Here is a 26,256-nt window from a genome sequence, read left to right on the forward strand (position 1 = left end):
ATCCAATGAATGTTAATCAATTTGATTTTGAATTGCCGGAATCATTAATTGCCCAGACGCCGCTGGCAGAACGGACAGCTTCAAGGCTGTTGTCGCTGGAACGGCATACGGGCAAAGTCGGACATCACAGCTTCCGGGAGCTTGCCGATATGCTGCATCCAGGTGACACGCTTGTATTGAACAATACACGCGTGCTGCCCGCCCGTCTGCTTGGAGTGAAGGCTGATACCGGTGCGAAAGTAGAGCTTCTGCTGCTGAAGCAGCTGGAAGGGGATCGCTGGGAGACGCTTGCGAAGCCCGCGAAACGGCTGAAGCTCGGAACGGAGCTGGCATTTGGCGATGATGGCACTGGCTCGCCGCTGCTGCGGGCTACAATTGTCTCCGAGGGTGAAATGGGCGGACGGGAGATCGAGTTTCATTACGACGGTATTTTCCAGGAGCTGCTTGACCGGCTTGGCGAGATGCCGCTGCCTCCTTACATCAAAGAACGTCTCGATGACAGGGAACGCTATCAGACTGTTTATGCGAAGCATGAAGGGTCAGCTGCGGCACCTACAGCGGGTCTTCATTTTGACGAACCGTTTCTGGAGCAGCTGAGATTGAAAGGGGTTCGTATTGCTTATGTTACGCTGCATGTTGGTCTGGGCACGTTCCGGCCGATGTCTGTGGAGCTTATCGAAGAGCATACGATGCACTCCGAATATTATGAGCTAAGTGCAGAGACAGCGAAAATTCTGAGCGAGACACGGGAGCAGGGCGGACGGATTGTCGCGGTTGGAACAACCTCGGCCAGAACATTGGAGACAGTCGCCCAGCGATTTGCCGATGAGAGCATCGGGGCATGCAGCGGCTGGACGGATATATTCATCTATCCTGGTTATAAATTTCAGCTTGTCGACGCGCTGCTGACCAACTTTCACCTGCCCAAATCGACGCTTGTGATGCTGGTCAGCGCACTTGCCGGACAAGAGGCCGTTATGAAGGCTTATAAGGAAGCGATTCAACAGGAATACCGTTTTTTCAGCTTTGGCGATGCAATGTTTATTTACTAGCAACCAGGATTGGAAGAGTGCATAGTGGCGATTAAATATGAATTAATAAAGACTTGCAAGCAATCAGGAGCAAGATTGGGGCGTATTCATACCCCGCATGGCGTGATCGATTCCCCGGCTTTTATGCCGGTAGGAACCCAAGCAACGGTTAAGACGATGAGTCCCGAAGAGCTGAAGATGATGGATGCTCATATTATTCTGAGCAATACGTATCATCTGTTTATCAGACCCGGCCATGAGATTGTGCGCCGGGCAGGCGGGCTGCATAAATTTATGAACTGGGATCGGCCGATTCTGACGGATAGCGGCGGATTTCAGGTATTTAGTCTGAGCAACATGCGTAAGATTAAAGAGGAAGGCGTTGAATTCCGGTCACATCTCAATGGGGACAAGCTGTTTCTCTCGCCGGAGAAGGCCATGGAAATTCAAAACGCACTCGGCTCGGATATTATGATGGCATTCGATGAATGTGCGCCATATCCGGCGGAATACGATTATGTGAAGCAGTCGCTTGAGCGGACTACCCGTTGGGCTGAACGCTGCTTGCAGGCACATGCCCGGCCGCATGATCAAGCGTTATTCGCTATCATTCAGGGCGGCATGTACGAGGATTTGCGCCGTCAAAGCGCTGCTGATTTGACTTCCATGGATTTCCCGGGGTATGCTATTGGAGGATTAAGTGTTGGCGAGCCTAAAGATATTATGAACCGCATGCTTGAAAGCACGGTTCCTCTGCTGCCTCACGGGAAGCCACGCTATTTGATGGGTGTTGGTTCACCTGATGCGCTCATTGACGGTTCGATTCGCGGGATTGATATGTTCGACTGCGTACTGCCAACTCGCATCGCACGCAATGGCACAACGATGACAAGCTCTGGCAGACTGGTCATTCGAAATGCGAAGTTCGCGGAGGACTTTGGGCCGCTGGACCCGGAATGCTCCTGCTATACATGCACCAACTATTCCCGCGCTTACATCCGCCACTTGATTAAAGCGGATGAAACGTTCGGTATCCGATTAACGACATACCATAACTTGCATTTCTTATTGCAGCTTATGAGAGATGTGCGGCAGGCCATTATGGAGGACAGGCTGCTGGATTTCCGCGAAGCTTTCTTTACCAAATATGGTTTATTCGAGAATACGAGAGGATTCTAGAAAGGGGTGAACAATCAATGGAAGGTTTAAGTCCGATTCTGATGTTTGCGCTGATGTTTGCAGTATTCTACTTCTTGCTTATCAGGCCTCAGCAGCGCAAAGCCAAACAGCGTAATTTGATGTTGGGCCAGCTGAAGAAAGGCGATAAAGTCGTCACAATTGGCGGGATGCATGGTACGATTCTTGAAATTACCGATGATGTTGTCGTTCTTCGAGTTAATGATGCAACCAAGATCACATTTGACCGCAGCGCGGTGAACAATGTGACTGCTGCCAGCGCAGCGGCGGCGTCCACAGTTACGATTGACAAGAAGGAAGAGAAGAAAGAAGAGATTAAAGCATAGCCATCAGAGGCATGCTTGAAGCTCGCCTGCAAGGCCGGATCAGGGCAGTGATGCCTGTGCTCCGGTTTTTTCTTATGCAGATTGTTGATGCATGAATGGAACGACAAGGGGCTGTCCAGAAAGTCCTTTCTGGAAATCTCAGCGCTCCTGCTTTAAGAAGCGGTACGATGTGAAATGCCTGCCAGAGAGCAGGAATTTTCGAGTTTTGGCCTACTGTAGAGCAAATGCCTGCCAAAGTGCAGGTATTTCACCTTAGTTTCTCCTTAACGGCCGATTTTTGCTCAAATTCATGCATGATCGCAGGAATTTTGCCATTATGGCGTCTTGTAACCGAAATTCATGCACTTTCGCAGGCTTCTTGCTCCGTCACTCTGCCTTCAAAACACTTGGAGAAGGGGTTTTCCAAAAAGTTTGTTTGATGAGTTGTGTGATGAGTTGCTTGATCATTTCTGAGTCCCCTATGAAAAAGAAGCCTCCAGTCCCGCTTTTAGCGGTTTTGGAGGCTTCTTGTCACATTTTCACATCATTTAGGACGGACTCATTGGATATTGGACTTGGACTTTTCGGACAGCTCCTTGAAGAATTAATTGGCGTCCTCACGAATATAATTGACAGGGCTGCCAGCCAGGGTGCGCTTGCGGCGACGGCTGAGGGAGAATCCATGCTTGCTAAGGTAGATTCCCGTGGTCGATGCGAATACGCCGAGCAATACACCGCCGCACATATCAATAAACCAGTGAATGCCTAGATAGAAGATTGAGAAAATGACACATGCCGCGACGATGCTGCAGAACCATGCCCAGCGCTTATTGCCCGAGCGTATTGCCAGGATGGCAAGCGTAACAGAGATGGATGTATGCAAGCTTGGGAAGCAGTTGTCCAGACCGGATAGTGCCCGGTATTCCGACTCGAAGTTAGGGAATGCATCAAGCATCAGGAATGCAACGCTTGAATCATGCGCCCAGACCTCATTGACCGGGAAGAACAGGTAGAACGGAATCGCTACGAGATAGTTGAGCATGATCGCATAGCAAGTTGCGTAGAACATCACTCTGTCCTTGCTCTGATACGTATAGATGCCGATCGAGGCGATCATGAGAGCCTGAAATACAACAACGTAGATGAAAGCGAGAAAGGTTGTCAGCATATCATTATGGAAAAGCTGCTGCAGGTTGCTGACGAAATCGCCCTCCAGGGATTGAAACCAAGCAGTGAAATCAGATGTATAGTTCATATTCTGTTCAATTTGAAGCTCTATCTTATTCAGAAACAGAATGGCTAATAAAGCGATGAAGTGAAATAAATATTTGCGATTGGTTACGAGTTCCTTAACGAACAATCCCCCGATGCTGAATGGATTAGCGAGAGCGCCATACCAGATCAGAAAAATAACGGTGATTGTCGTATAGATTGTAACGGTCGTCATGCTGTCGAACAAAACCATTGCGTCCTCTTCCCCCCTAAAAAAATACTCGATCTAGTATAGCATATATTCAAGGGGATAATACAATTTCCCAATACTGTTCACAAACGGCACACATTGTCAGTTGCGCTTGGCATTAACGCCGAACATGCCGCCAATTCCGCCGGCCAGCAATGTCTCGCCGAGCATGATCAGTGTTCTTCCGCTCATGCCGGAATTGTTAGCCAGGAAACTGATTAACAGCACGATGATGCCATAGGCGAAGCCTAACAAGCAGCCGTAATACCATCCGCGCTGTCCGGATCGTTTGCCTGCTATAAAGCCTCCTGCAAGGGCGGCCAAACCATGCACGATAAGACTGTAAGCTGGCAGCGCATTCTCGTGCATACTACCCCAGCGAAGCAGTGCCGACAATATCAGTGCCCCGATCGACAACCATATGGCGGCATACAATATACCTGATAGAATGGGCGAAGTCATCTGCACTTTTGGAACATTTTTCATTGGATTCATCCTTGTCCCCTCCTTTTATCCTCTTATTCAATGCAGAATTACATATGAACGGTTTGTACAACATATGGCCAAGCTGACGGAAATAGTACACCATAGACGACTCAAATAGGCTCAAATAGCGTTCATCCATCATGATGGGGCACCGTTAACCGTTATACTTCCAAAATTCGGGCTTCTGCCTCCTGAATGATGACGGGTTGACAAGGTGACAATAAGTTTACACGTTATGGACTGCATAACGAGGTTAAGACGCTGCGAACCAGGGTTTGCACCGCATAGCATTGGAGGAGGCGGTTTCCATTGGAGTTGTGGATTCTGTTTATCCGAACGGTCTTGATTTATATTGTTGTGTTTCTGATCATGCGTTTCATGGGCAAAAGGGAGATCGGCAAGCTGTCTGTCTTCGATCTGGTCATTTCCTTCATGATTGCGGAAATAGCGGTCATTGTCATTGAAGATACGAAGCGTCCTATGCTGGAAGGCGTGCTTCCGATGGTCGTGCTGCTTGTTATTCAGGTGGGGCTTGCTTATCTGGCCTTGAAGAGCCGCAAGCTTAGATTCCTGTTCGACGGCAAGCCCACGGTCATGATTGAACGGGGGAAGCTGAATCGCGAGGCGATGCATAAGCAGCGGTACAATCTGGATGACTTGATGCAGCAGTTGAGGGAGAACGAGGTGTCCACTGTAGCAGATGTTGAATTTGCTATTCTGGAGACGACAGGCAAACTGTCCGTTATCAAGAAAGAGCAGTCTGATAATCCAGCTATGACGGTTCACACCGGAGCCTTTGTTGCAGAACAGCAAAGCATTCCAAGAGACGGTGTCTCCAGCATATTTCCACGCGGCTTCAAATTTGAAATATTGCCGGTACCGCTTATTATGGACGGCAAAGTGCAGACGACTAATTTGGAAATGCTGGGCAAGAACCGGTTCTGGCTGAATCAACAGATGAGAGAACGGGGCATTACCGAATGCAAGCAGGTGTACTTATGCACCATTGACCACAAAGGAAAGCTCTATTTCGATACAATTGCGAAGCCGGACAAGTGATCTCTTGCAGCTGAAGAGAAACACGAATCCGGCTTCTGCCATGCATAGAACTAATGGAACCAACGTCCGATAACGGGAAGACGGGCAACGTCATAGCGGTCAATAATGCCAAGCCGGATCATAATGAGCAGATAGATGAGTACGCCAGCCAGCGATGACAGCAGCAGATTGAGCCATAATTCCGGAAGTGCTTGGCGGTTCATTATCCACAGGGCGACGGCACCCATTATGATCATGGCCGACCCAACTTTGAGGAAGTCGAGCAGCTTCATATGGAACCCGACAAATCGGACAACGCTGATCCAGTGGAGTGCCGTTACAAGCACGATATTCACGTTAATGGCGATAATCGCCCCGTAAATGCCGTATTCGGGATCGGAGCCAAGCTTGACGATGAGCAGCAGCTTAACGATAGCGCCGATAAAAGTGTTCATGAGCGCAACGCCAGGCTTATCCAGCGCTTGCAGCGCGGCTTGCAGAGGAGCCTGCAGATAGATGAACAGCCCGATCGGGGCCATCCATTGCAGCATGGGGGCAATATCGGCATGATGATAGAGAATGCGGCAGATCGGCTCAGCGAAAAGCGACATGACGACGATGAATGGTGCGCCGGTTACAAGAGCCAGTCTCATGGACTGATGAAGGCGTTTATGTATCGTTGCCATGTCGCCCTTGGCCGCCGCTTCGGAGAGTGAAGGGACAAGCGAGACTGCCAGCGAGTACGTTAGTGCTGTGGGCAGCAGCAGAATCGGGATAATCATGCCCTGCAAGGCGCCGTATTGTGCTGTTGCTATACCGGTGGCAAGTCCGGCGGCTGCAAGCGCCCGCGCAGTCAAGATCGATTCCAGCAGATAGGATAGCGAGCCGATCATGCGGCTGGCCGTTACAGGAATAGACAGACTGATCAGCCGGCGCAATACGGGAACCCGCTTGGAGAGGCTGGCAGCCGGGGGCTGCTGTAATGCTGAGGGACCTGGGGGCTGCTCGCGCCGCCGGCTCTTGGCATACATCCACACAAGCACCGCTAATCCGCCGAGCTCGCCTGCAACTACGCCAAGCATCGCTCCGGCAGCTGCCCACGCCAGGCCGAATGGAAGCAGCATGCTTGCAAACAATAGTGCAAACACTATGCGAATAACGGTTTCCACCGTTTGCGAAAGCGCAGTGGGCACCATATTTTGTTTGCCTTGAAAATAGCCTCTGTACACAGAGGATACACCGACAATAAGCAGCAGAGGCGTCATGCTGAGAAAAGTCTGGTAGACGCGGGTATCTGTCAGCAGATGCTCTGTCATCCAGGGGGTAAGGATAATAAACAGCAGGGTGAGCAGAAGCGAAAGGAGGATTGTAAGTCCCATTGCAGCACGGAAAATATGCTTCACCCTGGCGGTATCGCCCTTGGATTCCGCTTCCGCAATCCATTTGGCGACAGCAAGGGGAATTCCTCCGGTGATGACGGTTAGCAGCACAATGAGAAAGGGATAACCAAGCTGGTAGAGGCCTACGCCCTCAGCGCCGATAATGCGTGGCAGCGCGATGCGGGGGACGAAGGCGAGTATGCGATTGACAATGCCTGCTACTAACAGGATGAGTGCACCTTTAATAAACGTTTGCTTGGTCACATGCGTTCCCTCTCTCTTAAAGACTTTCTGGCGAACATGAGGCCGCGGCAAGGCTGCCGCCGACATGTCCTATGCTCATGCTTATGCGGGGCATGTCTCGTTCCATGCAGCCATTTTTTCGCAAGAGGGTGTTGACGGGCAGGAATCGTAGGGGATGAGGGCGAATTTAACAGAGGGAAGTAAGCAAAGGAGGGCGCGGTAATGAAGGACGAAGAGTGGATCGCGACCATTGAGTCATTATGCAATAGCAAGGCGGATGAGTTTCATCTCATCGGCTACGAGCATGTGACAGGACAGGAAGTATGGGAATGTGTGAGTGCTGCTTACGCCAAGACTGGCGAGCCTGCCATGCATCAGGTTGTTAATGATATTTTATCGCTGAAGGTGATGAAATTTATGAACTTCATGACATTAAGCGCTTATCGAGGGACGCATTTCTAAGAGAGCTGCTTACGCTGTCGTGAAGGGTGCCAGGCCTCTCTTCGTGCCGAGGGGCTATTTTTTTTGACTCGTTTTTCCGGCATCGCTATAATAGGAATATTGACTATCACTCAAGGGGGAAGAATTAGACATTATGAACCGTATGTTAGCATTCTTGCTCATCGTCGTCGTTACTGCAGGCGTCGTAGGAGCTACGAGCCCATGGCTTGTCAATCAGATCAAGCTTGGTCTCGATTTGAAGGGCGGATTCGAAATTCTGTATCAGGCAGAGCCCCTTACGCCAGGCGGTGTTATTACTCAGGACGCACTCCGCGAAACGGCGAGAAGCCTTGAGAAGCGGGCCAACTCAACAGGTGTTGAGGAACCGGAGATTACACCGGAAGGCAAAGACCGGATTCGCGCCAGAATTGCTGGCGTAACAGATCAGGAGGCTGTACGGAATATTCTTAAGAAGCCTCAAGAATTGACTTTCCGCAGTGCAAGAGGCTGTGCGGAGGATGCAGGTTATTGCAAGGTAGAGCTGACAGGTATTGATTTTGTACAGAACGGTGCTGACATTCAGCAGACTACTCTTGGCAATTGGGATATTACAATTGAATTGAAAAACGCTTCGCAGTTTGCGGAGATTACCAGAGAGGTTGCCAAGCTAAGCCGCAACAATCTGGCCATCTATCTGGATGAAACGGAGCTGTCAGCGCCAGCAGTCAGCTACGAGATTAACAGCAATCAGGCTGTCATCTCCGGCGACTACTCGCGCGATGCAGCCAAGCAATTGAAGGATACGATCAATCTCGGGGCACTTCCGCTCAAGCTGAAGGAGAAATATACGCAAAGCGTGGGAGCTTCGCTTGGTCAAATGTCGCTTCAACAGACGCTGCTCGCAGGTGCGCTGGGCACTGTGCTGATACTGCTGTTCATGATGATCTATTACCGGATTCCAGGCATAATTGCCAGCTTCTCCTTGATCTTCTTTATTTGGATGCTGCTGTTCGGCTTCTACTTGATCAAGGCGACATTGACGCTGCCAGGTATCGCGGCATTTATTCTTGCGATCGGGATGGCAGTAGATGCTAATATTATTACGTACGAGCGAATCCGTGAGGAAATGCGGAGCGGCAAGAGTATATTGTCCTCGCTTAGAGCGGGAACGAAAAATTCGTTCCGCACCATCATGGATGCGAATATTACGACCATTATTGCCGGCCTGGTGCTCTTCTTTATCGGTACGGGCGCTGTAAAAGGCTTTGCGGTCATTCTGATTCTCAGTATTATCGTCAGTGTAATCACGAATGTTGTTTACTCGCGTTGGCTCCTTTATTTGCTCATTCGCAGTGACAAGCTGAATAAACCGGCTTATTTCGGAGTTAAGGAGAGTGAGATTCGTGAACTTTAACAGAGAGGGCTTCACATCATTTAATTTTGTCGGCAAAGCCCGCTACTTCTTTATATTTTCGATTGCCATTACGATTCTCGGGATATTGACACTCGCTCTGCTGGGACTTAATTACGGAGTTGATTTCAAATCAGGCTCCAGTGTTGATATTGTTGTATCGAAGGATCTGGAGAGCAAGAAAGCGGATATTGAGAAATTTCTAACGGACAGCGGCTTGGGAAAGCCGGGCCTTACGATCGGCTCTGACCGGATTACACTGCGCTTCGACGAAGTGTTGTCCGATGGGAATGAGCAGAAGCTGAAGGAAGGCTTTATGGCCAACTTTGATCAAGAGGCTTCGATGGAAGTGAACACCGTCGATGTCGAGATTGCCAGAGAGCTGCAATTCAATGCGCTGAAGGCAGTGCTGATCGCCAGTATCGGAATTGTCATCTATGTGAGCATCCGCTTCGAATGGCGGTTCGCTGTTGCGGCTATCGTCGCGCTGCTGCACGATGCTTTTATCGTAATCAGCCTGTTCTCTATCCTTCGTCTGGAGGTTAATCTCCCGTTCATCGTAGCGATCCTGACGATCGTCGGTTACTCCATCAATGATACCATTGTTATCTTTGACCGTATTCGCGAGAATATGAGATTTACGAAGGTGAAGACGGCTGCGGATCTTGCCAAGGTAGTTAATGACAGCGTAGGACAAACGCTTTCACGCTCCATTAATACCGTGCTTACTGTTGTGGTGGCGGCAGCTTGCCTTTACTTCCTCGGCAGTGAATCGATCAAGCTGTTCGCGCTTGCGATTCTGTTCGGTTTGATAAGCGGTGCGTATTCTTCGATCTTCATCGCAAGCCCGCTCTGGCTGCTGCTCAAAAAAGGCCAGAAGCCTAAGCAGGCGGCGAAGGTATCGACAACGTCATAAGGCCAATATTTAATCAATATCGATTGTTCCATCACTATAACGGGTCTCGTCTTGCGGAGCTTGCTTGCACAATCAGGCAAAGATGAGACTGCGCTATCATTTATAGGAGGCGTCCATGTCAGCGCACAAACGATATGCTAAAGCGGAGTCCGCAGCGTGGACAGGGCTTCTCGGCAATGTCTGTCTGGCGGCAGTGAAGGGAGGCATCGGTGTGAATACAGGCAGCAAGGCGCTGCTGGCCGATGCCTGCCGTTCCGCATCTGATGCAGCTTCATCATTCGTTTCGTTAACCGATATACGGCGCTGCCGCCAGGTCGGGGCGACTGATGCGCCGATCTCGGGCATTCGCGGACGGACGGAGGCGTATACAGGTGTTATTGCATCCATGCTGCTCATTATAGTCGGCTTGGAAATCGGTATTTCGGCTATCCTGTCTATTGCTGAAGGCGTGGAGAAGGCGCCTGGATGGTCGGCAGCCGCAGCAATTGTCATCGCTTTTGCGCTGAAGGAGCTGTTCTTCCCGGTCAAGGAGAGAAGAGCGGATCTCTATGCTTCTTTGGCTGCTATAATCGGGACAGGTGCTGCTGCACTGGGCAAGCCGCTGAATATTCCGCTGCTCTATTATTTTGATCCTGCTTCATCTCTTATAATTGTCGTTATTGTATTTAATAACGGATATCGTGTCATGACAGCGTCTGTACAGCGGAAGCTGTTCTGTGAGATTGAAGCGACCGATATTGCTGAACTCAAGGTTGCTGTAGGCCGGATCGAAGGCGTCGTTACAGTGGAGGAGCTGCGCGCGCGCGAGCATGGACACTATGTTGTGGTCGATGCTGTCATCAGCGTCAATCCTCGAATATCGGTGCTCGAAGGCAATGATATTGCCAAGCGTGTCAAATATTTCTTAATGAAGCGGTTTAGCCACATAACGGATGTTACGGTACATGTGGAGCCCTATGATCCGGGTTATCCGTACAAATCGAATCATAACCCTAATGGGGAGCAGGTGCCGACGCTGCTGCAATAGCAGCAGCGTCGTTTCATGTGCATAGAACAGTGAAGGATGAAGGAGGGTACTGCCTTGTTACAATCGCGAACACGCTGGATGGTAGCTGAGCTGGACCCTGAAGGCATGCAGCGTGCATCGCTGCTTGCAGGAAAGCTGTCATTGCCGCCTCTCGTTGCGAAGCTGCTCGTGCAGCGCGGATTTGATGAGGAGGAGAAGGCGCGTATTTTTTTGCAGGGCGGTCTGGAATGTCTGCATGATCCTTTTCTGCTGAAAGGCATGGGCGCCGCAGTTGAACGAATTCAGCTGGCCAGGGAGCGGGGAGAATTTGTTCGGATCTATGGTGATTATGATGCGGACGGCGTTTCCTCTACAACACTTATGAACTTCTTGTTTCAGCGGCTGGGGCTGAAGTTTGACTATTATATTCCTCATCGGACATTGGAAGGCTACGGATTGAATGCCGGGGCAATCGACAAAGCGGCAGATGCAGGTGTAACGCTGCTCGTAACTGTCGATACCGGTATAAGTGCCGTGGAGCAAATTGCTCATGCCAACGCACGGGGGATTGATGTTATTGTAACCGATCATCATGAACCCCCTCACGAGCTTCCGGCTGCGCTTGCGCTTATTAATCCCAAGCAGCATGATTGTCCATATCCGTTCAAAGGGCTCGCTGGCGTCGGGGTAGCTTTCAAGCTTGCCGAGGCGCTGCTGGGAGAGCCGCCGGTGGAGTGGACGGATATCGTTGCGCTTGGCACGATCGCGGATCTGATGCCGCTTACGGATGAGAACAGAGTGTTGGTGCGGCTAGGGCTGGATGAGCTTCGCAGCACGGAGAAGCCTGGCTTTCGCGCTTTGGCTGAAGTTGCCGGAATCGAACTGCCGGTTGTAACTGCAGCCAATGTTGCCTTCGGCATGGCACCCCGAATCAATGCAGCAGGCAGATTGCAGCATGCGGAAGCGGCGGTTCGGCTGTTGACGGAATCGGACGAGCAAGGAGCGCAAGCAGCCGCTCAATATCTCGATACGCTTAATCGGGAACGACAGCGGATCGTGGAGGAGACCGTGCAGGAAGCGTATGGCATGTGGGCGAATAGATGCAAGGAATGTGCCGAAGCGGGACGACCCGAGCCATCTGTCATCGTATTGGCAGGAGAGGGCTGGAATGTCGGCGTGGTCGGAATTGTCGCATCAAAGCTCGTAGAAAGATGCTATAAGCCAACCCTTATTCTAGGCATTGATCCGGAGACAGGAATGTGCAAGGGCTCCGCCCGTTCAATCGAAGGTTATGATCTTCATGCGGCATTGACAGCATGTGAGGACCTGCTGCTGCACTATGGCGGTCATCAGGCTGCTGCCGGAATGAGTCTGCATAGAGATCAGCTCGGCGAACTGGAGACAAGGCTCGGCAAGCTGGCGGATGAATGGCTCAGCAGCGAGCAATGGGTAGCGAAGACGGCAATCGATCTTGCCTGCACGATTGAGGACGCTACGCTTGATGTGCTTAATCAGCTGATGCAGCTTGAGCCGTTTGGAATCGGCAATGCTGCCCCGCGCCTGCTGCTGCAGGATGCCGCTCTTGCCGACCGGCGGGTTATAGGCAAAGATAGCACGCATCTTAAGCTGACTCTAAGCGGAGAAGGCAAGCTGCTTGATGCAATTGGTTTCGGTTTAGGGCCGCTGGCTCATAAATTGACAGACGGGGCTGCGCTTGAGCTGGTGGGGGAGCTTAGTGTCAACGAGTGGAACGGTCAGCGCAAAGCGCAGTTTGTCGTACAGGATATGCGCATCGGGCATGTGCGTCTGTACGACAGGCGGTCGCAGCATGAATCACTCTCCGTTATCGGACAATGGCTGCAAAAGGCTGCAATCGAGCAGGGGGCGATCCTGGTCCCTTCTGATCCGTGGCGGGAAGCGATTGAGGAACTGCCGCCAACTGCAAATTGGCCAAAAGGCATTGGCATATGGACCTATGATGAATTTCGCGAGAGCTCCAGGCCGTGCCGGGAGCTAATCCTCATAGGCAGGCCTCCGGCAACGGATAAGCTTGCTGCAGTGATCGGCTGCTGCCAGGAGCTTGAGGCTGTCTATGCGCTTTATGACGAGACTGGCTCTGCCCCTGGGATGCATGCGAATAGCAATAGCAGCAACAGCAGCTCTTTCAAGCGGGGGGTTGATGCCGCTGAACCTCTGCTGACAACGGATCGGGAGCAATTCGGACGCTTGTACGGGACGCTCAGAAGAGTGTGCCCGATTGCGGAGGCGGGCAGCGCGGAACGGCTCGCTGTTATGCTGGGGTACCCCGTCGACGGCAGGAGCCTTGCTTATATGCTGCAGGTATTCAAAGAACTGGAATTTATAGAGTCGCGGGACGGTCAGCTAGTGCTCGTTCCTATGCCAATAAAGAAAGATCTGACACATTCTGCTTCATTCCGCGAGGCGCAGCATAGGCTGGAATCGGAAGCGATACTTTTCGCCGATGCAAAGCAGTTAACGGCCTGGATTGGCCAGCAGGTGGAGTCAATGCCATTATCCAAGAATGAGGGAGTGAGTGTATCATGAATTATAAAGACTACATCCGCGTAATTCCAGATTTTCCACAGCCGGGCATTCGGTTCAAGGATATTACGACACTGATCAACAATGGAGAAGTATACCGCTCGGCGATAGGGGCGATTAAGGAAGCGGTCGCTGACAAAGAAATTGACCTCATAGCAGGCCCGGAAGCACGCGGCTTCATTATCGGGGCGCCGCTCGCAACAGCGCTTGGAGTGGGGTTCGTTCCAATTCGCAAGAGCGGCAAGCTGCCGGGAGCAGTAGTAGAAGCAAGCTATGACCTCGAATACGGCAAAGACAAGCTGGCCGTGCATCGTGATGCGATCAAGCCTGGGCAGCGTGTTCTGATTGCGGACGATCTGCTTGCAACTGGCGGCACGATTGCTACGACAATCAATCTGATTAAGCAGCTTGGCGGCGTGCCTGTCGGGGCAGCATTTCTAATCGAGCTTGGTTACTTGGATGGCCGGGATAAGCTTGATGGACTGGATGTCTTCTCACTAATAACATATTAAGGAATTCTAATAACGGCCTTCATCGCTTTATGCGAGGGGGCCGTTGCTTGTTTGGAGCCCCTTGCGTTCCGGCGGACCGGGTTGACGGAAAGCCTATGAAACAGGCATAATAGTAGAAAACCTCGGGTTGAAAATTCGCGGCCGCTTCTGCGGTTATTTTTTGTTAGGGCTCCATTATAGTTGTATAAGTTAATCGGATGCGGAGCGCGTTCTGTTCGCAAAGTTCGGGAAAGGGACATACATGGGCATGGGCATTGATCATTTACTCGAAAAAGCATCGACATACATGAAGGAACAGGATTTGAAGCGAATTAAAGAAGCTTATGAATTTGCCGATCAGGCTCATTACGGGCAAGTGCGCAAATCAGGAGAGCCCTATATCCTTCATCCTGTAGCCGTCGCAGAAATTCTTGTCAACATGCAGATGGATGTGCTGTCGATTATTGCGGCACTTCTGCATGATGTCGTCGAGGATACAACCGTACCGCTCGAAGAAGTGAGAACGCGGTTTGGTGATGCGTGCGCCATGGTTGTGGATGGATTGACGAAGCTTGAGAAGATCCAGTTCCGTTCCAAGGAAGAGCAGCAGAACGAGAATTATCGAAAAATGTTCGTTGCCATGGCGCAGGATATTCGTGTCATACTCATTAAGCTGGCAGACAGACTGCATAATATGCGGACAATCAAGTATCAATCGGAAGAGGCCCAGCGGCGCATTGCATACGAGACGCTGGAGATTTTCTGTCCCATCGCGCACCGTCTTGGTATATCGGCGATCAAGTGGGAGATGGAGGACATCGCCCTCCGCTATTTGAACCCGCAGCAATATTACAGAATCGCGAATCTGATGAAGAAGAAGCGGGCTGAACGTGAGCAATATATCTCTGATGTGATTAGCAGGATTACAGAGAAGCTGGATGAAATGGGCATCGAAGGCGACATTTCAGGCAGAGCGAAGCACATTTACAGCATCTATAAGAAGATGACTACGCGGGGCAAGCAATTCAATGAAATTTATGACCTGCTTGCGATCCGCATTATCGTGGATAATATTAAAGATTGCTACGCCACGCTAGGCATTATCCATACATTGTGGAAGCCGATGCCGGGCCGGTTCAAGGACTATATTGCTATGCCCAAGGCGAACATGTACCAGTCGCTGCATACGACGGTCATTGGGCCTACAGGCGAGCCGACAGAGGTGCAGATCCGTACATGGGACATGCACCGCACCTCCGAATTCGGTATCGCAGCCCACTGGGCCTATAAGGAAGGCAGTGTAGTACCGGGAGACAGCTTTGAAGAGAAAATGACGATCTTCCGTGAAATTATTGAGCTTCAGCATGAGGCGAGCGATGCTTCGGAGTTTGTAGAGTCGCTCAAAATGGACTTTTTCTCTGACCTTGTGTTTGTTTTCACACCTAAGGGCGAGGTGTTTGAGCTGCCGGCGGGCGCTGTTCCGCTTGATTTTGCCTATCGCATCCATACTGAGGTCGGGAACCGGACGATTGGCGCCAAAGTCAATGGCCGGATCGTACCGCTTGATTACAAGCTGAAGACAGGGGATATTGTCGAAATTCTGACATCCAAGCATTCGTACGGACCAAGCCAGGATTGGGTCAAAATCGCGCAATCTTCCCACGCCCGCAGCAAAATCAAGCAGTGGTTCAAGAAAGAGAAGCGGGAAGAGAATGTCGCCAAGGGCCGCGATCTGCTTGAGCGCGAGCTGAAACGGCTCAGTCTGGAGCCGTCAGCCTTCCTGACGGAAGACAAGCTGCAGGAAGCAGCGGCGAAATTCACTTTTAACGATAATGAAGATATGTTGTCGGCTATTGGCTTTGGCGGTATTACGGCGGCTCAGATCGTGACGAAGCTGACGGAGAAAATGCGCAAGGAAGCCGAGGAAGCCAACCAAATTGAGCTGACGAATGAGAAGAAGGAAGTGAAGACGGCTCCGGCGCTTCGCAAATCACGTCCGACACACGGTATATCTGTCAAAGGCGTCGACAATTTGCTCGTTCGGTTCGCGCGCTGCTGCAATCCGGTTCCGGGTGATGAGATTATCGGCTATATTACGAGAGGCCGCGGAGTTTCTGTGCATCGTCTCGATTGTCAGAACATTCCGGGCGGAACGGACGGGGAAGAAGCCGCTCGTGTTATTGAAGTGGAATGGGAGCAGTCGGTTGAGGCGAATTACAGCGTAGATATCGAGATAACGGGCCATGACCGCAGAGGTCTGCTGAACGAGGTGCTTCAGGCGGTATCCGAGAGCAAGACGAATATATCTGCCGTATCAGGCCGCTCGGATCGGAACAAGATGGCGATGATCCATATGACGATTCTGATCCGCAACATTGAACATCTGCAGTCTGTAGTCGAGAAAATTAAACGAGTGAAGGACGTTTACTCCGTCCAGCGCATCATGCAGTAGCGGATAGAGTGATTGACCGCTCTGAGTGGAGAGGATTGCCGCTATGAAGGTTGTTGTGCAGCGCTGCAAGCAGGCAGCGGTAACGATTGAGGGCGAGATTGCAGGCGCCATTGACCAGGGGCTGATGCTGCTGGTGGGCATTACGCATGAGGATACGGAGTCGGACATCGTCTGGATGGCTGACAAAATAGCAGGTCTGCGCATATTTGAGGATGAGAGCGGCAAGATGAATCTTTCGGTGCTTGATTTGAACGGGGGCATATTGTCCGTATCGCAATTTACGCTCTACGGCGACTGCCGCAAGGGCAGAAGGCCGAACTTCATGGCTGCTGCACGTCCGGAGCAAGCGGAAGCGCTGTATGACCTTTTTAACATGCGGCTTCGTGAAAGGGGCTTGTCAGTGGCAACTGGGAGATTCGGTGCAATGATGGACGTATCGCTCGTTAACTGGGGGCCGGTTACCATCATTATAGACAGCAAGAGCTGAGCAAGCAGGAAGGCTTGGCGAATCCGTTAAGGCCAAGGTGTTAGAACTGGCATTTGCGGGGAACACTAGATTACGTAGAATTGCGCATCGCCGCCTTAGCCGGGAGCGACAGAAGTCCTGAAGCAGGGCTTGCGCATCAACGGAAGGAGTGTGCCTGCAGTGCATCAATCGCGCAAAGAGCAAGGGGTAGAGCGTTCCACCAGAAGGCTGCTTCATCCGGATCGCCGGGAAGCCTTGCTATTCTCCGAGTTCGAGGAGGATATTGAAGCAGCCGCAGAATGGGCGGCGGGAACATCATCGCCACGCCATGGGCCAAGGGGCGAACGCGGTTTTTAGAAGGGGATGGATTGTACATGCACGTTCATATACAAGCGGAAGAGGCTTCGTTCGAGCGAACGCTGTCTCATATCGTTCCGCTGTTCTACGAGGAAGTGAAGACCTCGTATGGCAATGGGGATCATGCCGCAGCGGATATGAGAATCAGGCTGGAAGTAGAGACTGTCGGTACGACGATCACCTCTGCGGCCAAGCTGACCGATCATACGCGGAGTGTAGAGCTCTTCGCTCGTCATGAACGGCTCGCAGCTGCTCAAGCATCGCCTGAGGATCGGCGCAAATCGATCAAGCAGGCGATGTGTTTCGTTCTGCTCGATGTGCTGCAGCAGCATACAGGGATTGTGCAGCCGTGGGGGATTCTGACCGGGATCAGACCGACGAAGCTGCTGCATGAGCGGCTGCGCAGCGGTGTGCCGGCAGAGCGTGCGCACAAGGAGCTTCGGGAGGATTACTTGATCGCGGATGAGAAGGTTGCGCTCATGCAGCGCATTGTTGACAGCCAGCTTGGCGCGCTGCCTGATCTGTACCGTTTACGGAACGAAGTGAGTATTTATATTGGAATTCCATTCTGTCCGACCAAGTGCGCCTATTGCACTTTTCCGGCTTATGATATCAATGGACGTCAAGGCTCTGTGAGCGGCTTTCTTGCAGGGCTTCACTATGAGATGCGTGAGATTGGGCAATGGCTGAAGCGCAATGGCATCGGCATTACGACTATTTATTTCGGGGGCGGTACGCCTACGAGCATTACAGCGGAAGAGATGGATGAGCTTTATTCGCTTATGTATGACCATTTTCCGGATGTCCGCAATGTTCGCGAGATTACGGTTGAAGCGGGGAGACCTGATACGATCACGCCAGAGAAGCTTGCTGTTCTGAGCAAATGGGGAATCGACCGGATCAGCATCAATCCGCAGTCCTATACGCAAGAAACGCTCGATCTTATCGGCAGGCATCATACAGTGCAGGAAACAATCGATAAATTCGAGCTGGCAAGAAACTCCGGCATGGAAAATATTAATATGGATCTTATTATCGGTCTTCCCGGCGAAGGCGAAGCGGAGTTCGATCATACTTTATCGGAGACGGCGAAGCTGATGCCTGAATCGTTAACCGTGCACACACTGTCATTCAAGCGCGCTTCGGAGATGACGCAGCACCGCGGCAAAGGCAAGTACAAGGTTGCCGGACGCAATGAGATCAACCGGATGATGCGCCGTGCTGTGGAATGGACGGATCAATTCGGTTATGTCCCTTATTATTTGTACCGGCAAAAAAATATACTCGGCAATCTGGAGAATGTCGGCTATGCAAAGCCTGGCATTGAAAGTCTGTATAATATTCTTATTATCGAAGAGATGCAGTCGATTATAGGTCTGGGCTGCGGCGCGTCCAGCAAATGGGTTGATCCGGTGACAGGTGTCATCAGCAGATTGGCTAATCCCAAAGAGCCCAAGGCCTACAATGAGACTTATTTGGCCTATACCGACGCGAAAATTGAGGCATTGAACAAACTGTTCCGCATTCAGCCACAGCTGGAGACGACAGGCGTGTAAGGTTCAGGTGCGAACGCTTTATTTTTTGTAATGGAACTGTAACTTGATTTCAATGTTCCTTTAACATGCTCAGCCTATAATAAAAGTCGACCCCCTTTTTTGAATATACTATTGATGGACCTACAACTTGTTTGTAGGTTTTTTTCTTTTGATTACCCCCTAAATCCCCCTGGAAGGGGGACCCCAAGGGCTCCGCCCTCTGGACACCCGGATTGTTGTCGATATGCTCCCCCGTAGCGTCCCCCTTTCATTATGTGCTTCTCCCCGCTTTACGTCCCTTCGGGACCCGCTTCACTAATGTGCTCCCTTGTGAGTCCCTCCCGGGACTAACGAATAACGGGTACTGCCGCAGAGACGAACCAACCGGAGTGTGTGCTTCTCCCCATTTTACGTCCCTGCGGGCTCCGCTTCACTGACGTGCTCCCTTCTGAGTCCCTTCCGGGACTAACGAATAACGGGTGCTGTCGCAGAGACGAACCAACCAAGGTGTGTGCTTCTCCCCGCTTTACGTCCCTTTGGGATCTGCTTCACTGAAGTGCTCCATTGTGAGTCCCTCTCGGGACTAACGAATAACGGGTACTGCCGCAGAGACGAACCAACCGGAGTGTGTGCTTCTCCCCGCTTTACGTCCCTTCGGGACCCGCTTCACTAATGTGCTCCCTTGTGAGTCCCTCCCGGGACGCGAATAGCTTGTGTTTTTTGTCCACTCTGTTTCGACTAATGTTAATGAGTTGCGAGTGAAGCTGCGAGGAAGTAAGGTCATTACGATGCTCACAAACGGTTTTTACAGAAACGCATCGTTCTGTGATGCGTAGATGTTTACTTTATCCCAATAAGTGAATGAGAGAAAGAACAACAGAGCGGAGCAGGGGAATGTTTCTGGAGAAGCGTTAGCGTTCGCCTTTGTTCCCGGAATTCCACTGTGCACAACATAAATTCAAGAATTCCGGGAACAACAGCGATCGTAAGAACATTCCCCGGCGCAGCGGCTCTAATGTTCAATTCAATCGTTCAACTTAAAACTGCCGCCTGATTTTGTATCAGACGGCAGTCGTTTGCGGTTCGTAATTATTGTTTTGATTAACGGTTGAATTCGTAGTTTAATCCGAGGTTGTTGTCCCAGTAGGTAACTCCGTTGACGGTGTAGGAGATGCTGTACTTGATGTTGTTGACTGTACTACTGACCGGTACAGAGGCTTTCCAGGATTCGAGTGTGCTGCCGCTATTGCTTACTGCGGTATCGTAAGCCAGGGAAGCCTCGGAATAGGTAGCCCAGTTGTCGGTGGAGTAGCGGACTTTTACGGTTTTGCTAAATCCCAGATTTTTAACGAATACTCCGAAATGAGCCACGTTTGCAGTTGTATCAAAGTAACTGCTGCTGTACGGCACTTCACTGAAATTGACTCTTACAGGCGGATTGCCTATCGCAAACGATGGAGCAGCAGAACCAAAGCTCAGCTTGTAGTTGCTGCCGCCATTTGTATCCCAATAGGTTTGTCCATTGACAACGTATTTGACTTTGAACTCCAAATAACCGCTGGACAAATCTTCATAACTTTCTTCAATATCGGAATAGAAACTCCACAATTCATGGTTGTTCGTTGTGTCGCGTACGTAGGATGCGGAAGTCTCTGTCCACGATCCGCTATTTACCCGCCAAACTACTTTAACCTGCTTCGTATAGTTCAGATCATCTACTTCAATGCCACCACCGAAGAAGAGACCGCCAAAGTATCCACTCATAGAGGCATTAACCAAATCAACTGTGTTGGGCTGAGCCTGTGCATTTTGCGGAGGTATCGATATGAAAACAGCAAGCAGCAAAACGAATGATAAAACGGTGTAGGATAGTTTTGAATGAACTCTTGACATAATCAACAAACACTCCTTATCATAATGTGATTTTGTGATCAAATGTACCGGTACCACTGAAATATACCATATGTATGAAATAATTTCTATATATTGGTTATCGTACAAAATACTCATTCTTTCTACATAATTCGACAAAATAACCTATTCTGTAAGAGTGCATTTTCATGCATGATCTATATTGAGCCCGTGCTGAACAGCAGCTGGATGTGCACCTCTTGACAGGGAGCAGCTGCATCGCTACAATGAGAAATAATTGTTATATGATGTCGATCCAGTGAAGGGACCGCGTCGTTCAGTGAGCACCTACCCAGAGAGGGATTCCATGGCTGCAAGAATCCTTGGCGTGTATGAACGGACAGACTTCCCGGAGGACAGTCGGTGAACATATGTTGGCGAACCATTGCCAGCTAATCATTAGCCGGTCTGCGTAGTCGGGCGTTAACCGATCAAGCGAAATGCAGATGTCTATTCGGACATCGGACATTTCGAAAGTGTGGGTGGTACCACGGTAGCTTAGCAAATGCGCAGCTCTCGTCCCTTTGCCTTGTTTGAGGTGGAGGACGGGGGCTTTTTTGATGTTTGAGAAGCTGAATTGAATAGGGGGATAGCTATGGGATTTCAGAAACAGCCAGGCACGCAGGATTTTCTGCCGGGCGCAGTCGAGCGCTGGCAGTTCGTAGAGAGCAAAGCGCGTGATATTTGCCGACGGTTTAATTTTCGCGAAATTCGCACGCCGATCTTTGAAGCAACGGAATTGTACCAGCGCAGTGTTGGCGAGACAACCGATGTTGTAGAGAAAGAGATGTACACGTTCATGGATCGCGGCAATCGCAGCATTACACTGAGACCGGAAGGAACGGCTGGAGCTGTTCGCGCTTTTGTAGAGAACAAGCTGTATGGCGAGCCGGATTTGACGAAGCTGTATTACATCGGCCCTATGTTCCGGTATGAGCGCCAACAAGCAGGACGCTATCGGCAATTCCACCAGTTTGGTGTTGAAGCGCTGGGCGCTGTCGATCCTGCGCTCGATGCGGAGGTGATCGCGCTTGGCTACACCTTCTATACAGAGGTCGGTCTGAAGGGGGTAGGGGTTGAGATTAACTCCGTAGGCACACCTGCTGTAAGGGCGGCATTCCGCGAGCGGCTGCTGCAGTTCCTTGAGCCCAAGCGCGAGCTGCTCTGCAAGGACTGCCAGTCACGGATCGACCGCAATCCGCTTAGGGTGCTGGACTGCAAGGTTGATCAGCAGCACTTCGAAGGCGCCCCGTCGATTCTTGATAGTCTGGATGAGGAATGCCAGACGCACTTCGATGCGCTTCAAGGCCACCTGAGCGGTATGAATATTCCGTTCACGATTAATCCGAGGCTTGTGCGCGGACTTGACTACTATACACACACGGCCTTCGAATTCAAAGCTGAAGGCATCGGCGCCATCGATACGATCGGCGGAGGCGGACGCTACAACGGGCTTGTAGCGGATATCGGGGGCCCCGATCAGCCGGGCGTCGGTCTCGGTCTTGGTCTGGAGCGGACAGTTATTCTGCTCGAGAAGCAGGGCGTGGAGCTCGACAACCTGAGTGGTGTCGATGTTTATCTGGTTGGTCTTGGCGAAGCGGCGGATCGCGAGGTCACGAGGCTGCTGCATGGCCTGAGGCTGCGCGGCATCGCCGCCGAGCGGGATTACCAAGGCCGCAAGATGAAGGCGCAGATGAAATCTGCGGATCGGCTGCAGGTGCGTTACACGGCCATTCTTGGCGATGACGAGCTTGAGCGGGGCGAGATCGCTTTGAAGGATATGTCCACAGGCGAGCAGCGGGTTGTTCCGCTTCAGGAACTGGCGGATGTAATTATTGGTGCGTCATTAACGAATATTAATAATAAGGGAGTGTAATTGATTATGATGTTGAAAACTCATTCTTGCGGCCAGCTTTCCAAAGCGGAAGTCGGCCAAACCGTAACACTGAACGGCTGGGTACAGCGCCGTCGCGATCTTGGAGGCGTATTGTTTATTGATCTGCGTGACCGTACAGGGATTGTACAAATCGTGTTCAACCCTGATTTCTCCGGTGATGCGCTGGCGATTGCCGACCGTGCCCGTAATGAGTTCGTCCTTGCTGTCAAAGGTCAAGTGGTGGAGCGCGACTCTGAGACTGTCAATACGAACATCGCAACGGGTGAAATTGAAATCCGCGTAACGGAAATTGAAATTATGAATGCGGCCAAAACACCGCCGTTCCCAATTGAGGATGGCGTAGAGGTGGATGAGTCGATTCGATTGAAATATCGTTATCTTGACCTGCGTCGTCCTGAAATGCAGAAGACGCTGCTTCTTCGTTCCAAATCGGCGAAGATATTCCGCGACTTCCTCGACGGCGAAGGCTTCATTGATGTAGAAACACCGATCCTGACGAAAAGCACCCCGGAAGGGGCACGCGATTATTTGGTGCCAAGCCGCGTTCATCAAGGCGAATTTTTCGCTTTGCCGCAATCGCCGCAAATTTTCAAGCAATTGCTCATGGTCAGTGGTGTTGAGCGCTATTATCAGATCGCCCGCTGCTTCCGCGACGAGGATCTGCGTGCAGACCGCCAGCCGGAATTTACCCAAGTGGACATTGAGACCTCCTTCTTGTCCCAGGATCAATTGCTTGATTTGATGGAGCAGCTTGCTGTCAAGCTGTTCAAGGAAACCGTTGGTGTTGATCTTCCTGTGCCATTCCAGCGGATCACGTATGCGGATGCGATGAACAAATATGGTTCGGATAAGCCGGACCTGCGCTTTGGACTTGAGATGGAGGACATCACCGATATCGTATCGAGCAGTGATGTGAAGGTATTCGCATCTGTAGCGGCAGGCGGCGGTGTTGTTAAAGCGTTGAATGCCAAAGGATGTGCCAGCTGGAGCCGCAAGGAGCTTGACGACCTGCAGCCGTTCGCGGCGCGTTACGGCGGCAAAGGTCTTGCATGGGTCACGGTGAAGGAAGGCGAATGGCGCGGACCGATCGTGAAGTTTTTCAAGCCGGAAGAGATTGCTGCGCTTACCGAGCGTCTTGCCGTGGAAGAGGGCGACCTCCTGCTGTTCTCAGCGGATAAGAAGAAGGTCGTTGCTGACGTTCTTGGCAACCTGCGCCTGAAGATCGGCAAGGATCTTGGCCTGATCAACGAGTCGGAGTTCAAATTCGCATGGGTGGTTGACTTCCCGCTGCTGGGCTGGGATGAAGAGGCGAAACGTTATGTAGCCGAGCATCATCCGTTCACTCGTCCGCATGATGAGGATGTTCACTTGTTCGAGAGCGACCCAGGCCAAATTCGGGCGCAGGCGTATGACCTCGTGTTGAACGGCTATGAGGTGGGCGGCGGTTCGATGCGTATTTATAAGCGTGATGTGCAGGAGCAAATGTTCAAAGCGCTTGGCTTCTCCCCAGAGGAAGCGCATGAGAAGTTCGGATTTTTGCTGGATGCGTTTGAATACGGTACGCCACCGCATGGCGGCATTGCGTTTGGCTTCGACCGACTGGTTATGCTTCTTGCAGGACGTACGAATCTGCGTGAGACGATCGCATTCCCTAAGACAGCAAGCGCAACAGATCTTCTATGCGATGCGCCGTCGGAAGTCGAGCTGTCGCAGCTTCAGCAGCTGCATATCCGCACCATTCCAAAGCCAGTCAAGCAGCCTGAGGCGGCGGCAACTGGCGGCACGCAGAATTAATCCCGCTGCAGATGGGTTATCATGCCAGTTCTGTTGGCCTAAGGAGGCGTTAACATAATGCTGCATCAATTCTCACGTACAGAGCTTGCTATCGGTCCGGAAGGACTTGAGCTCATGAAGGGGAGCACAGTTGCTGTTCTTGGCATTGGCGGCGTCGGTTCAATTGCGGCAGAGGCGCTGGCGAGAACCGGAGTAGGGCGTCTTATTCTGATCGATAAGGACGTTGTGGACATCACGAATATTAACCGGCAGATACATGCGCTTACAACAACCGTCGGACAGCCCAAGGCGGACTTGATGCGTGACCGGATCCAGCTCATTAATCCGGAATGCGAGGCCATTTCACTGCGGATGTTCTACACCGAGGAAACGTATGAGAAGCTGTTCGAGTATCCGCTTGATTATGTGGTGGATGCTTCGGACACCATTTCGTACAAGATCCATCTGATCAAGCAATGCCTGGAGCGCAAAATCCCGATTATATCGAGCATGGGCGCTGCGAACAAGATGGATCCTACCCGGTTTCAGGTGGCGGACATTTCGAAGACCTCCATGGACCCCATTGCCCGAGTTGTACGGCAGCGGCTGCGCAAGGAAGGGATCAAGAAGGGCGTCAAGGTCGTATTCTCTACAGAAGAGCCGCAGAAGCCGCGTGAGGATGTCACGCAGCGGATCGTGCCTGAGCATGCTCCGGAAATCCGCAAAGCGCAGCAGCCACCGGCGAGCAATGCTTTTGTGCCGCCTGTAGCCGGGCTTATTATGGTAAGTGTAGTCGTTAAGGACTTGTTGGCCTCAGGAGGACAGACACAATGAATATTGAGCTTATGAAAAAGCTGAAGCTATCGCATGGCATTTCCGCGCTGGTTCTGCAGCCTCCATACGAAGCATATGTGGAAGAGCTGGAGCTTGGCGAAGAATCGACCGTGTATGATAAAAGCAAGGCGGGCACCTATGATTTCGTCCAGCTGTTCGCGAAGGATATCGCAGATCTGGAGGAGCATGCTCCTGAAGCGCTGGAGGCGGTGAAGCGGGATGGACTCCTGTGGATCTGCTACCCCAAGGGCACTTCCAAGCTGAAAAGCGATTTGAACCGCGACCGCGGCTGGAAATCAGTTCATGACGAGGGCTGGGAAGGCATTGCGCTCATCTCGATTGATGATACGTGGTCAGCAATGAGACTGCGTCCAAAGGATGCCATTAAGAGCGGCGCGGGGTCACGTCGTGCATCGTCGAGCAAATCGGACCGCGCGGCTTCTTCGGAGCAGGATCTTGTCGTACCGCAGGATTTGACAGCTGCGTTTGCCAATGCGCCAGAGGCGGAGGCGTTCTTCACTGGACTTGCCCCGTCGCATCGCAAGGAGTATATCCGTTGGATTAACGAATCCGTGAAGGAAGAGACGCGCGCGAACCGGATTGTGGGGACGATCGAGAAGCTGCAGGGTAAGCTCAAGCGTCCATCGGACAAAGGATAAAAAGGCAGAGGGAGTTGTCCAGAAAGTTCTTTATGGAATTCCCAACTCCCACTTTAAGAAGCTGTACGATGCGGAATGCCTGCGATCATGGGACATTTGATATGCTCCTCACCAGAGGACGATCCATAATTCAAACGCCGAGACAAGCGAGATGCGTAGTACGCGATGCGCGAGCTAGGCGAAACCTGCGAAACGGCATGTATTTGCTCGTTTCTAGCCCCATAAAGGTGAAATGCCTGCCAGAGCGCAGGTATTTCACCTTCTTTTCTCCTTAACGGCAGAAATTTTGCAAAGAACCACAAGCACCAAATACAGAGGGGAATTTTACAAAAAGAAGAGGTTCCTGTACCGTAGATAGTAACGACACCCCTACGGAAAGGAAACCTCTTGCCTACAATCGTATC

General features: G+C 51.3%; 23 protein-coding genes. 18 read left to right on the plus strand and 5 right to left on the minus strand.

Annotated features, from left to right (window positions below; genetic code table 11):
* Positions 1-5 precede the first annotated feature (5 nt).
* The 3 genes from queA to yajC are packed head-to-tail and all read left to right on the plus strand — an operon-like array spanning position 6 to position 2,554.
* Positions 6-1,052 (plus strand): tRNA preQ1(34) S-adenosylmethionine ribosyltransferase-isomerase QueA, encoded by a 1,047-nt coding sequence (queA, locus tag K0T92_RS15975; protein ID WP_219873478.1) that lies wholly within the window; start codon positions 6-8, stop codon positions 1,050-1,052.
* 21 nt (positions 1,053-1,073) lie between these two features.
* The gene (tgt, locus tag K0T92_RS15980; protein WP_219873509.1) at positions 1,074-2,210 is read left to right on the plus strand and encodes a tRNA guanosine(34) transglycosylase Tgt; all 1,137 of its coding nucleotides are present in this window, start codon (positions 1,074-1,076) and stop codon (positions 2,208-2,210) included.
* Between the two features lie 17 nt (positions 2,211-2,227).
* Positions 2,228-2,554, plus strand: coding sequence for a preprotein translocase subunit YajC (gene yajC / locus K0T92_RS15985; RefSeq protein WP_219873479.1), 327 nt, complete (start codon positions 2,228-2,230; stop codon positions 2,552-2,554).
* 583 nt (positions 2,555-3,137) lie between these two features.
* On the opposite strand, the gene K0T92_RS15990 is transcribed toward yajC, so the two are convergent.
* On the minus strand, positions 3,138-3,998 hold the full coding sequence (locus K0T92_RS15990) for a phosphatase PAP2 family protein (RefSeq protein ID WP_219873480.1): 861 nt from the start codon (positions 3,996-3,998) through the stop codon (positions 3,138-3,140).
* A 99-nt stretch (positions 3,999-4,097) separates the two neighbouring features.
* Positions 4,098-4,490 carry a TIGR04086 family membrane protein gene (locus K0T92_RS15995; RefSeq protein ID WP_219873481.1) on the minus strand — a complete coding sequence of 131 codons (393 nt, stop codon included), beginning with the start codon at positions 4,488-4,490 and terminating at the stop codon, positions 4,098-4,100.
* A gap of 360 nt (positions 4,491-4,850) precedes the next feature.
* Here K0T92_RS15995 and K0T92_RS16000 point away from each other — a divergent pair, with 360 nt between their 5' ends.
* Positions 4,851-5,540, plus strand: coding sequence for a YetF domain-containing protein (locus K0T92_RS16000; RefSeq protein ID WP_219873510.1), 690 nt, complete (start codon positions 4,851-4,853; stop codon positions 5,538-5,540).
* 50 nt (positions 5,541-5,590) lie between these two features.
* Here the strand turns inward: K0T92_RS16000 and spoVB are convergent, their stop codons facing one another.
* A complete protein-coding gene (spoVB, locus tag K0T92_RS16005) occupies positions 5,591-7,162 on the minus strand; it encodes a stage V sporulation protein B (protein ID WP_219873482.1) in 1,572 nt (523 codons plus the stop codon).
* Between the two features lie 201 nt (positions 7,163-7,363).
* Here spoVB and K0T92_RS16010 point away from each other — a divergent pair, with 201 nt between their 5' ends.
* The 10 genes from K0T92_RS16010 to K0T92_RS16055 all read left to right on the plus strand — a co-directional run bounded on the left by K0T92_RS16010 (position 7,364) and on the right by K0T92_RS16055 (position 18,799).
* On the plus strand, positions 7,364-7,603 hold the full coding sequence (locus tag K0T92_RS16010) for a post-transcriptional regulator (RefSeq protein ID WP_219873483.1): 240 nt from the start codon (positions 7,364-7,366) through the stop codon (positions 7,601-7,603).
* 133 nt (positions 7,604-7,736) lie between these two features.
* Positions 7,737-8,996: a protein translocase subunit SecD gene (gene secD / locus K0T92_RS16015; RefSeq protein ID WP_219873484.1), complete on the plus strand. Its 1,260-nt coding sequence runs from the start codon at positions 7,737-7,739 to the stop codon at positions 8,994-8,996.
* Positions 8,986-9,909 carry a protein translocase subunit SecF gene (gene secF, locus K0T92_RS16020; protein WP_219873485.1) on the plus strand — a complete coding sequence of 308 codons (924 nt, stop codon included), beginning with the start codon at positions 8,986-8,988 and terminating at the stop codon, positions 9,907-9,909. Before secD ends, secF begins: the two co-directional genes overlap by 11 nt.
* 115 nt (positions 9,910-10,024) lie before the next feature.
* Positions 10,025-10,936: a cation diffusion facilitator family transporter gene (locus tag K0T92_RS16025; protein ID WP_219873486.1), complete on the plus strand. Its 912-nt coding sequence runs from the start codon at positions 10,025-10,027 to the stop codon at positions 10,934-10,936.
* Positions 10,937-10,990: 54 nt separating this feature from the next.
* Positions 10,991-13,480 carry a single-stranded-DNA-specific exonuclease RecJ gene (gene recJ / locus K0T92_RS16030; protein WP_219873487.1) on the plus strand — a complete coding sequence of 830 codons (2,490 nt, stop codon included), beginning with the start codon at positions 10,991-10,993 and terminating at the stop codon, positions 13,478-13,480.
* The gene (locus tag K0T92_RS16035; protein ID WP_219873488.1) at positions 13,477-13,989 is read left to right on the plus strand and encodes an adenine phosphoribosyltransferase; all 513 of its coding nucleotides are present in this window, start codon (positions 13,477-13,479) and stop codon (positions 13,987-13,989) included. The genes recJ and K0T92_RS16035 overlap by 4 nt, the downstream gene beginning before the upstream one ends.
* A gap of 247 nt (positions 13,990-14,236) precedes the next feature.
* Complete coding sequence (locus tag K0T92_RS16040) at positions 14,237-16,420, plus strand: RelA/SpoT family protein (protein WP_219873511.1); 2,184 nt, start codon at positions 14,237-14,239, stop codon at positions 16,418-16,420.
* A 43-nt stretch (positions 16,421-16,463) separates the two neighbouring features.
* On the plus strand, positions 16,464-16,907 hold the full coding sequence (dtd, locus tag K0T92_RS16045) for a D-aminoacyl-tRNA deacylase (protein WP_219873489.1): 444 nt from the start codon (positions 16,464-16,466) through the stop codon (positions 16,905-16,907).
* 159 nt (positions 16,908-17,066) lie between these two features.
* The gene (locus K0T92_RS16050) at positions 17,067-17,243 is read left to right on the plus strand and encodes a hypothetical protein (RefSeq protein ID WP_219873490.1); all 177 of its coding nucleotides are present in this window, start codon (positions 17,067-17,069) and stop codon (positions 17,241-17,243) included.
* 17 nt (positions 17,244-17,260) lie between these two features.
* Positions 17,261-18,799, plus strand: a complete 1,539-nt coding sequence (locus K0T92_RS16055; protein WP_219873491.1) for a coproporphyrinogen III oxidase — start codon at positions 17,261-17,263, stop codon at positions 18,797-18,799.
* Positions 18,800-19,879: 1,080 nt separating this feature from the next.
* Here K0T92_RS16055 and K0T92_RS16060 read toward each other — a convergent pair.
* On the minus strand, positions 19,880-20,788 hold the full coding sequence (locus K0T92_RS16060) for a hypothetical protein (RefSeq protein ID WP_343223723.1): 909 nt from the start codon (positions 20,786-20,788) through the stop codon (positions 19,880-19,882).
* A gap of 496 nt (positions 20,789-21,284) precedes the next feature.
* On the opposite strand from K0T92_RS16060, the gene hisS reads away from it, so the two are divergent.
* Genes hisS through K0T92_RS16080 form a run of 4 tightly spaced genes read left to right on the plus strand, consistent with a single transcriptional unit; the run spans position 21,285 to position 25,852 of the window.
* Positions 21,285-22,565: a histidine--tRNA ligase gene (hisS, locus tag K0T92_RS16065; protein ID WP_219873493.1), complete on the plus strand. Its 1,281-nt coding sequence runs from the start codon at positions 21,285-21,287 to the stop codon at positions 22,563-22,565.
* A gap of 6 nt (positions 22,566-22,571) precedes the next feature.
* Positions 22,572-24,380 (plus strand): aspartate--tRNA ligase, encoded by a 1,809-nt coding sequence (gene aspS / locus K0T92_RS16070; protein WP_219873494.1) that lies wholly within the window; start codon positions 22,572-22,574, stop codon positions 24,378-24,380.
* A gap of 57 nt (positions 24,381-24,437) precedes the next feature.
* The gene (locus tag K0T92_RS16075) at positions 24,438-25,193 is read left to right on the plus strand and encodes a tRNA threonylcarbamoyladenosine dehydratase (RefSeq protein ID WP_219873495.1); all 756 of its coding nucleotides are present in this window, start codon (positions 24,438-24,440) and stop codon (positions 25,191-25,193) included.
* Positions 25,190-25,852, plus strand: coding sequence for a YdeI/OmpD-associated family protein (locus tag K0T92_RS16080; RefSeq protein ID WP_219873496.1), 663 nt, complete (start codon positions 25,190-25,192; stop codon positions 25,850-25,852). The genes K0T92_RS16075 and K0T92_RS16080 overlap by 4 nt, the downstream gene beginning before the upstream one ends.
* Positions 25,853-25,905: 53 nt before the next feature.
* Here K0T92_RS16080 and K0T92_RS16085 read toward each other — a convergent pair.
* Positions 25,906-26,256: hypothetical protein (locus K0T92_RS16085; RefSeq protein ID WP_219873497.1), on the minus strand; the 351-nt coding region annotated here is incomplete at its 5' end.

Origin of the sequence: Paenibacillus oenotherae, assembly GCF_019443105.1 — a bacterium.
In the GTDB taxonomy this organism is placed as follows: domain Bacteria; phylum Bacillota; class Bacilli; order Paenibacillales; family Paenibacillaceae; genus Paenibacillus_Z; species Paenibacillus_Z oenotherae.

Coding starts and splice junctions, on each gene's coding strand:
- K0T92_RS16010 (WP_219873483.1), top strand. CDS start 7,364: ATGAAGGACGAAGAGTGGATCGCGACCATTGAGTCATTATGCAATAGC.
- hisS (WP_219873493.1), top strand. CDS start 21,285: ATGGGATTTCAGAAACAGCCAGGCACGCAGGATTTTCTGCCGGGCGCA.
- dtd (WP_219873489.1), top strand. CDS start 16,464: ATGAAGGTTGTTGTGCAGCGCTGCAAGCAGGCAGCGGTAACGATTGAG.
- K0T92_RS15995 (WP_219873481.1), bottom strand. CDS start 4,490: ATGAATCCAATGAAAAATGTTCCAAAAGTGCAGATGACTTCGCCCATT.
- aspS (WP_219873494.1), top strand. CDS start 22,572: ATGATGTTGAAAACTCATTCTTGCGGCCAGCTTTCCAAAGCGGAAGTC.
- K0T92_RS16040 (WP_219873511.1), top strand. CDS start 14,237: ATGGGCATTGATCATTTACTCGAAAAAGCATCGACATACATGAAGGAA.
- K0T92_RS16000 (WP_219873510.1), top strand. CDS start 4,851: ATGCGTTTCATGGGCAAAAGGGAGATCGGCAAGCTGTCTGTCTTCGAT.
- yajC (WP_219873479.1), top strand. CDS start 2,228: ATGGAAGGTTTAAGTCCGATTCTGATGTTTGCGCTGATGTTTGCAGTA.
- K0T92_RS16055 (WP_219873491.1), top strand. CDS start 17,261: ATGCACGTTCATATACAAGCGGAAGAGGCTTCGTTCGAGCGAACGCTG.
- K0T92_RS16080 (WP_219873496.1), top strand. CDS start 25,190: ATGAATATTGAGCTTATGAAAAAGCTGAAGCTATCGCATGGCATTTCC.
- secD (WP_219873484.1), top strand. CDS start 7,737: ATGAACCGTATGTTAGCATTCTTGCTCATCGTCGTCGTTACTGCAGGC.
- queA (WP_219873478.1), top strand. CDS start 6: ATGAATGTTAATCAATTTGATTTTGAATTGCCGGAATCATTAATTGCC.
- K0T92_RS16060 (WP_343223723.1), bottom strand. CDS start 20,788: ATGAGTATTTTGTACGATAACCAATATATAGAAATTATTTCATACATA.
- K0T92_RS15990 (WP_219873480.1), bottom strand. CDS start 3,998: ATGGTTTTGTTCGACAGCATGACGACCGTTACAATCTATACGACAATC.
- K0T92_RS16075 (WP_219873495.1), top strand. CDS start 24,438: ATGCTGCATCAATTCTCACGTACAGAGCTTGCTATCGGTCCGGAAGGA.
- K0T92_RS16035 (WP_219873488.1), top strand. CDS start 13,477: ATGAATTATAAAGACTACATCCGCGTAATTCCAGATTTTCCACAGCCG.
- K0T92_RS16025 (WP_219873486.1), top strand. CDS start 10,025: ATGTCAGCGCACAAACGATATGCTAAAGCGGAGTCCGCAGCGTGGACA.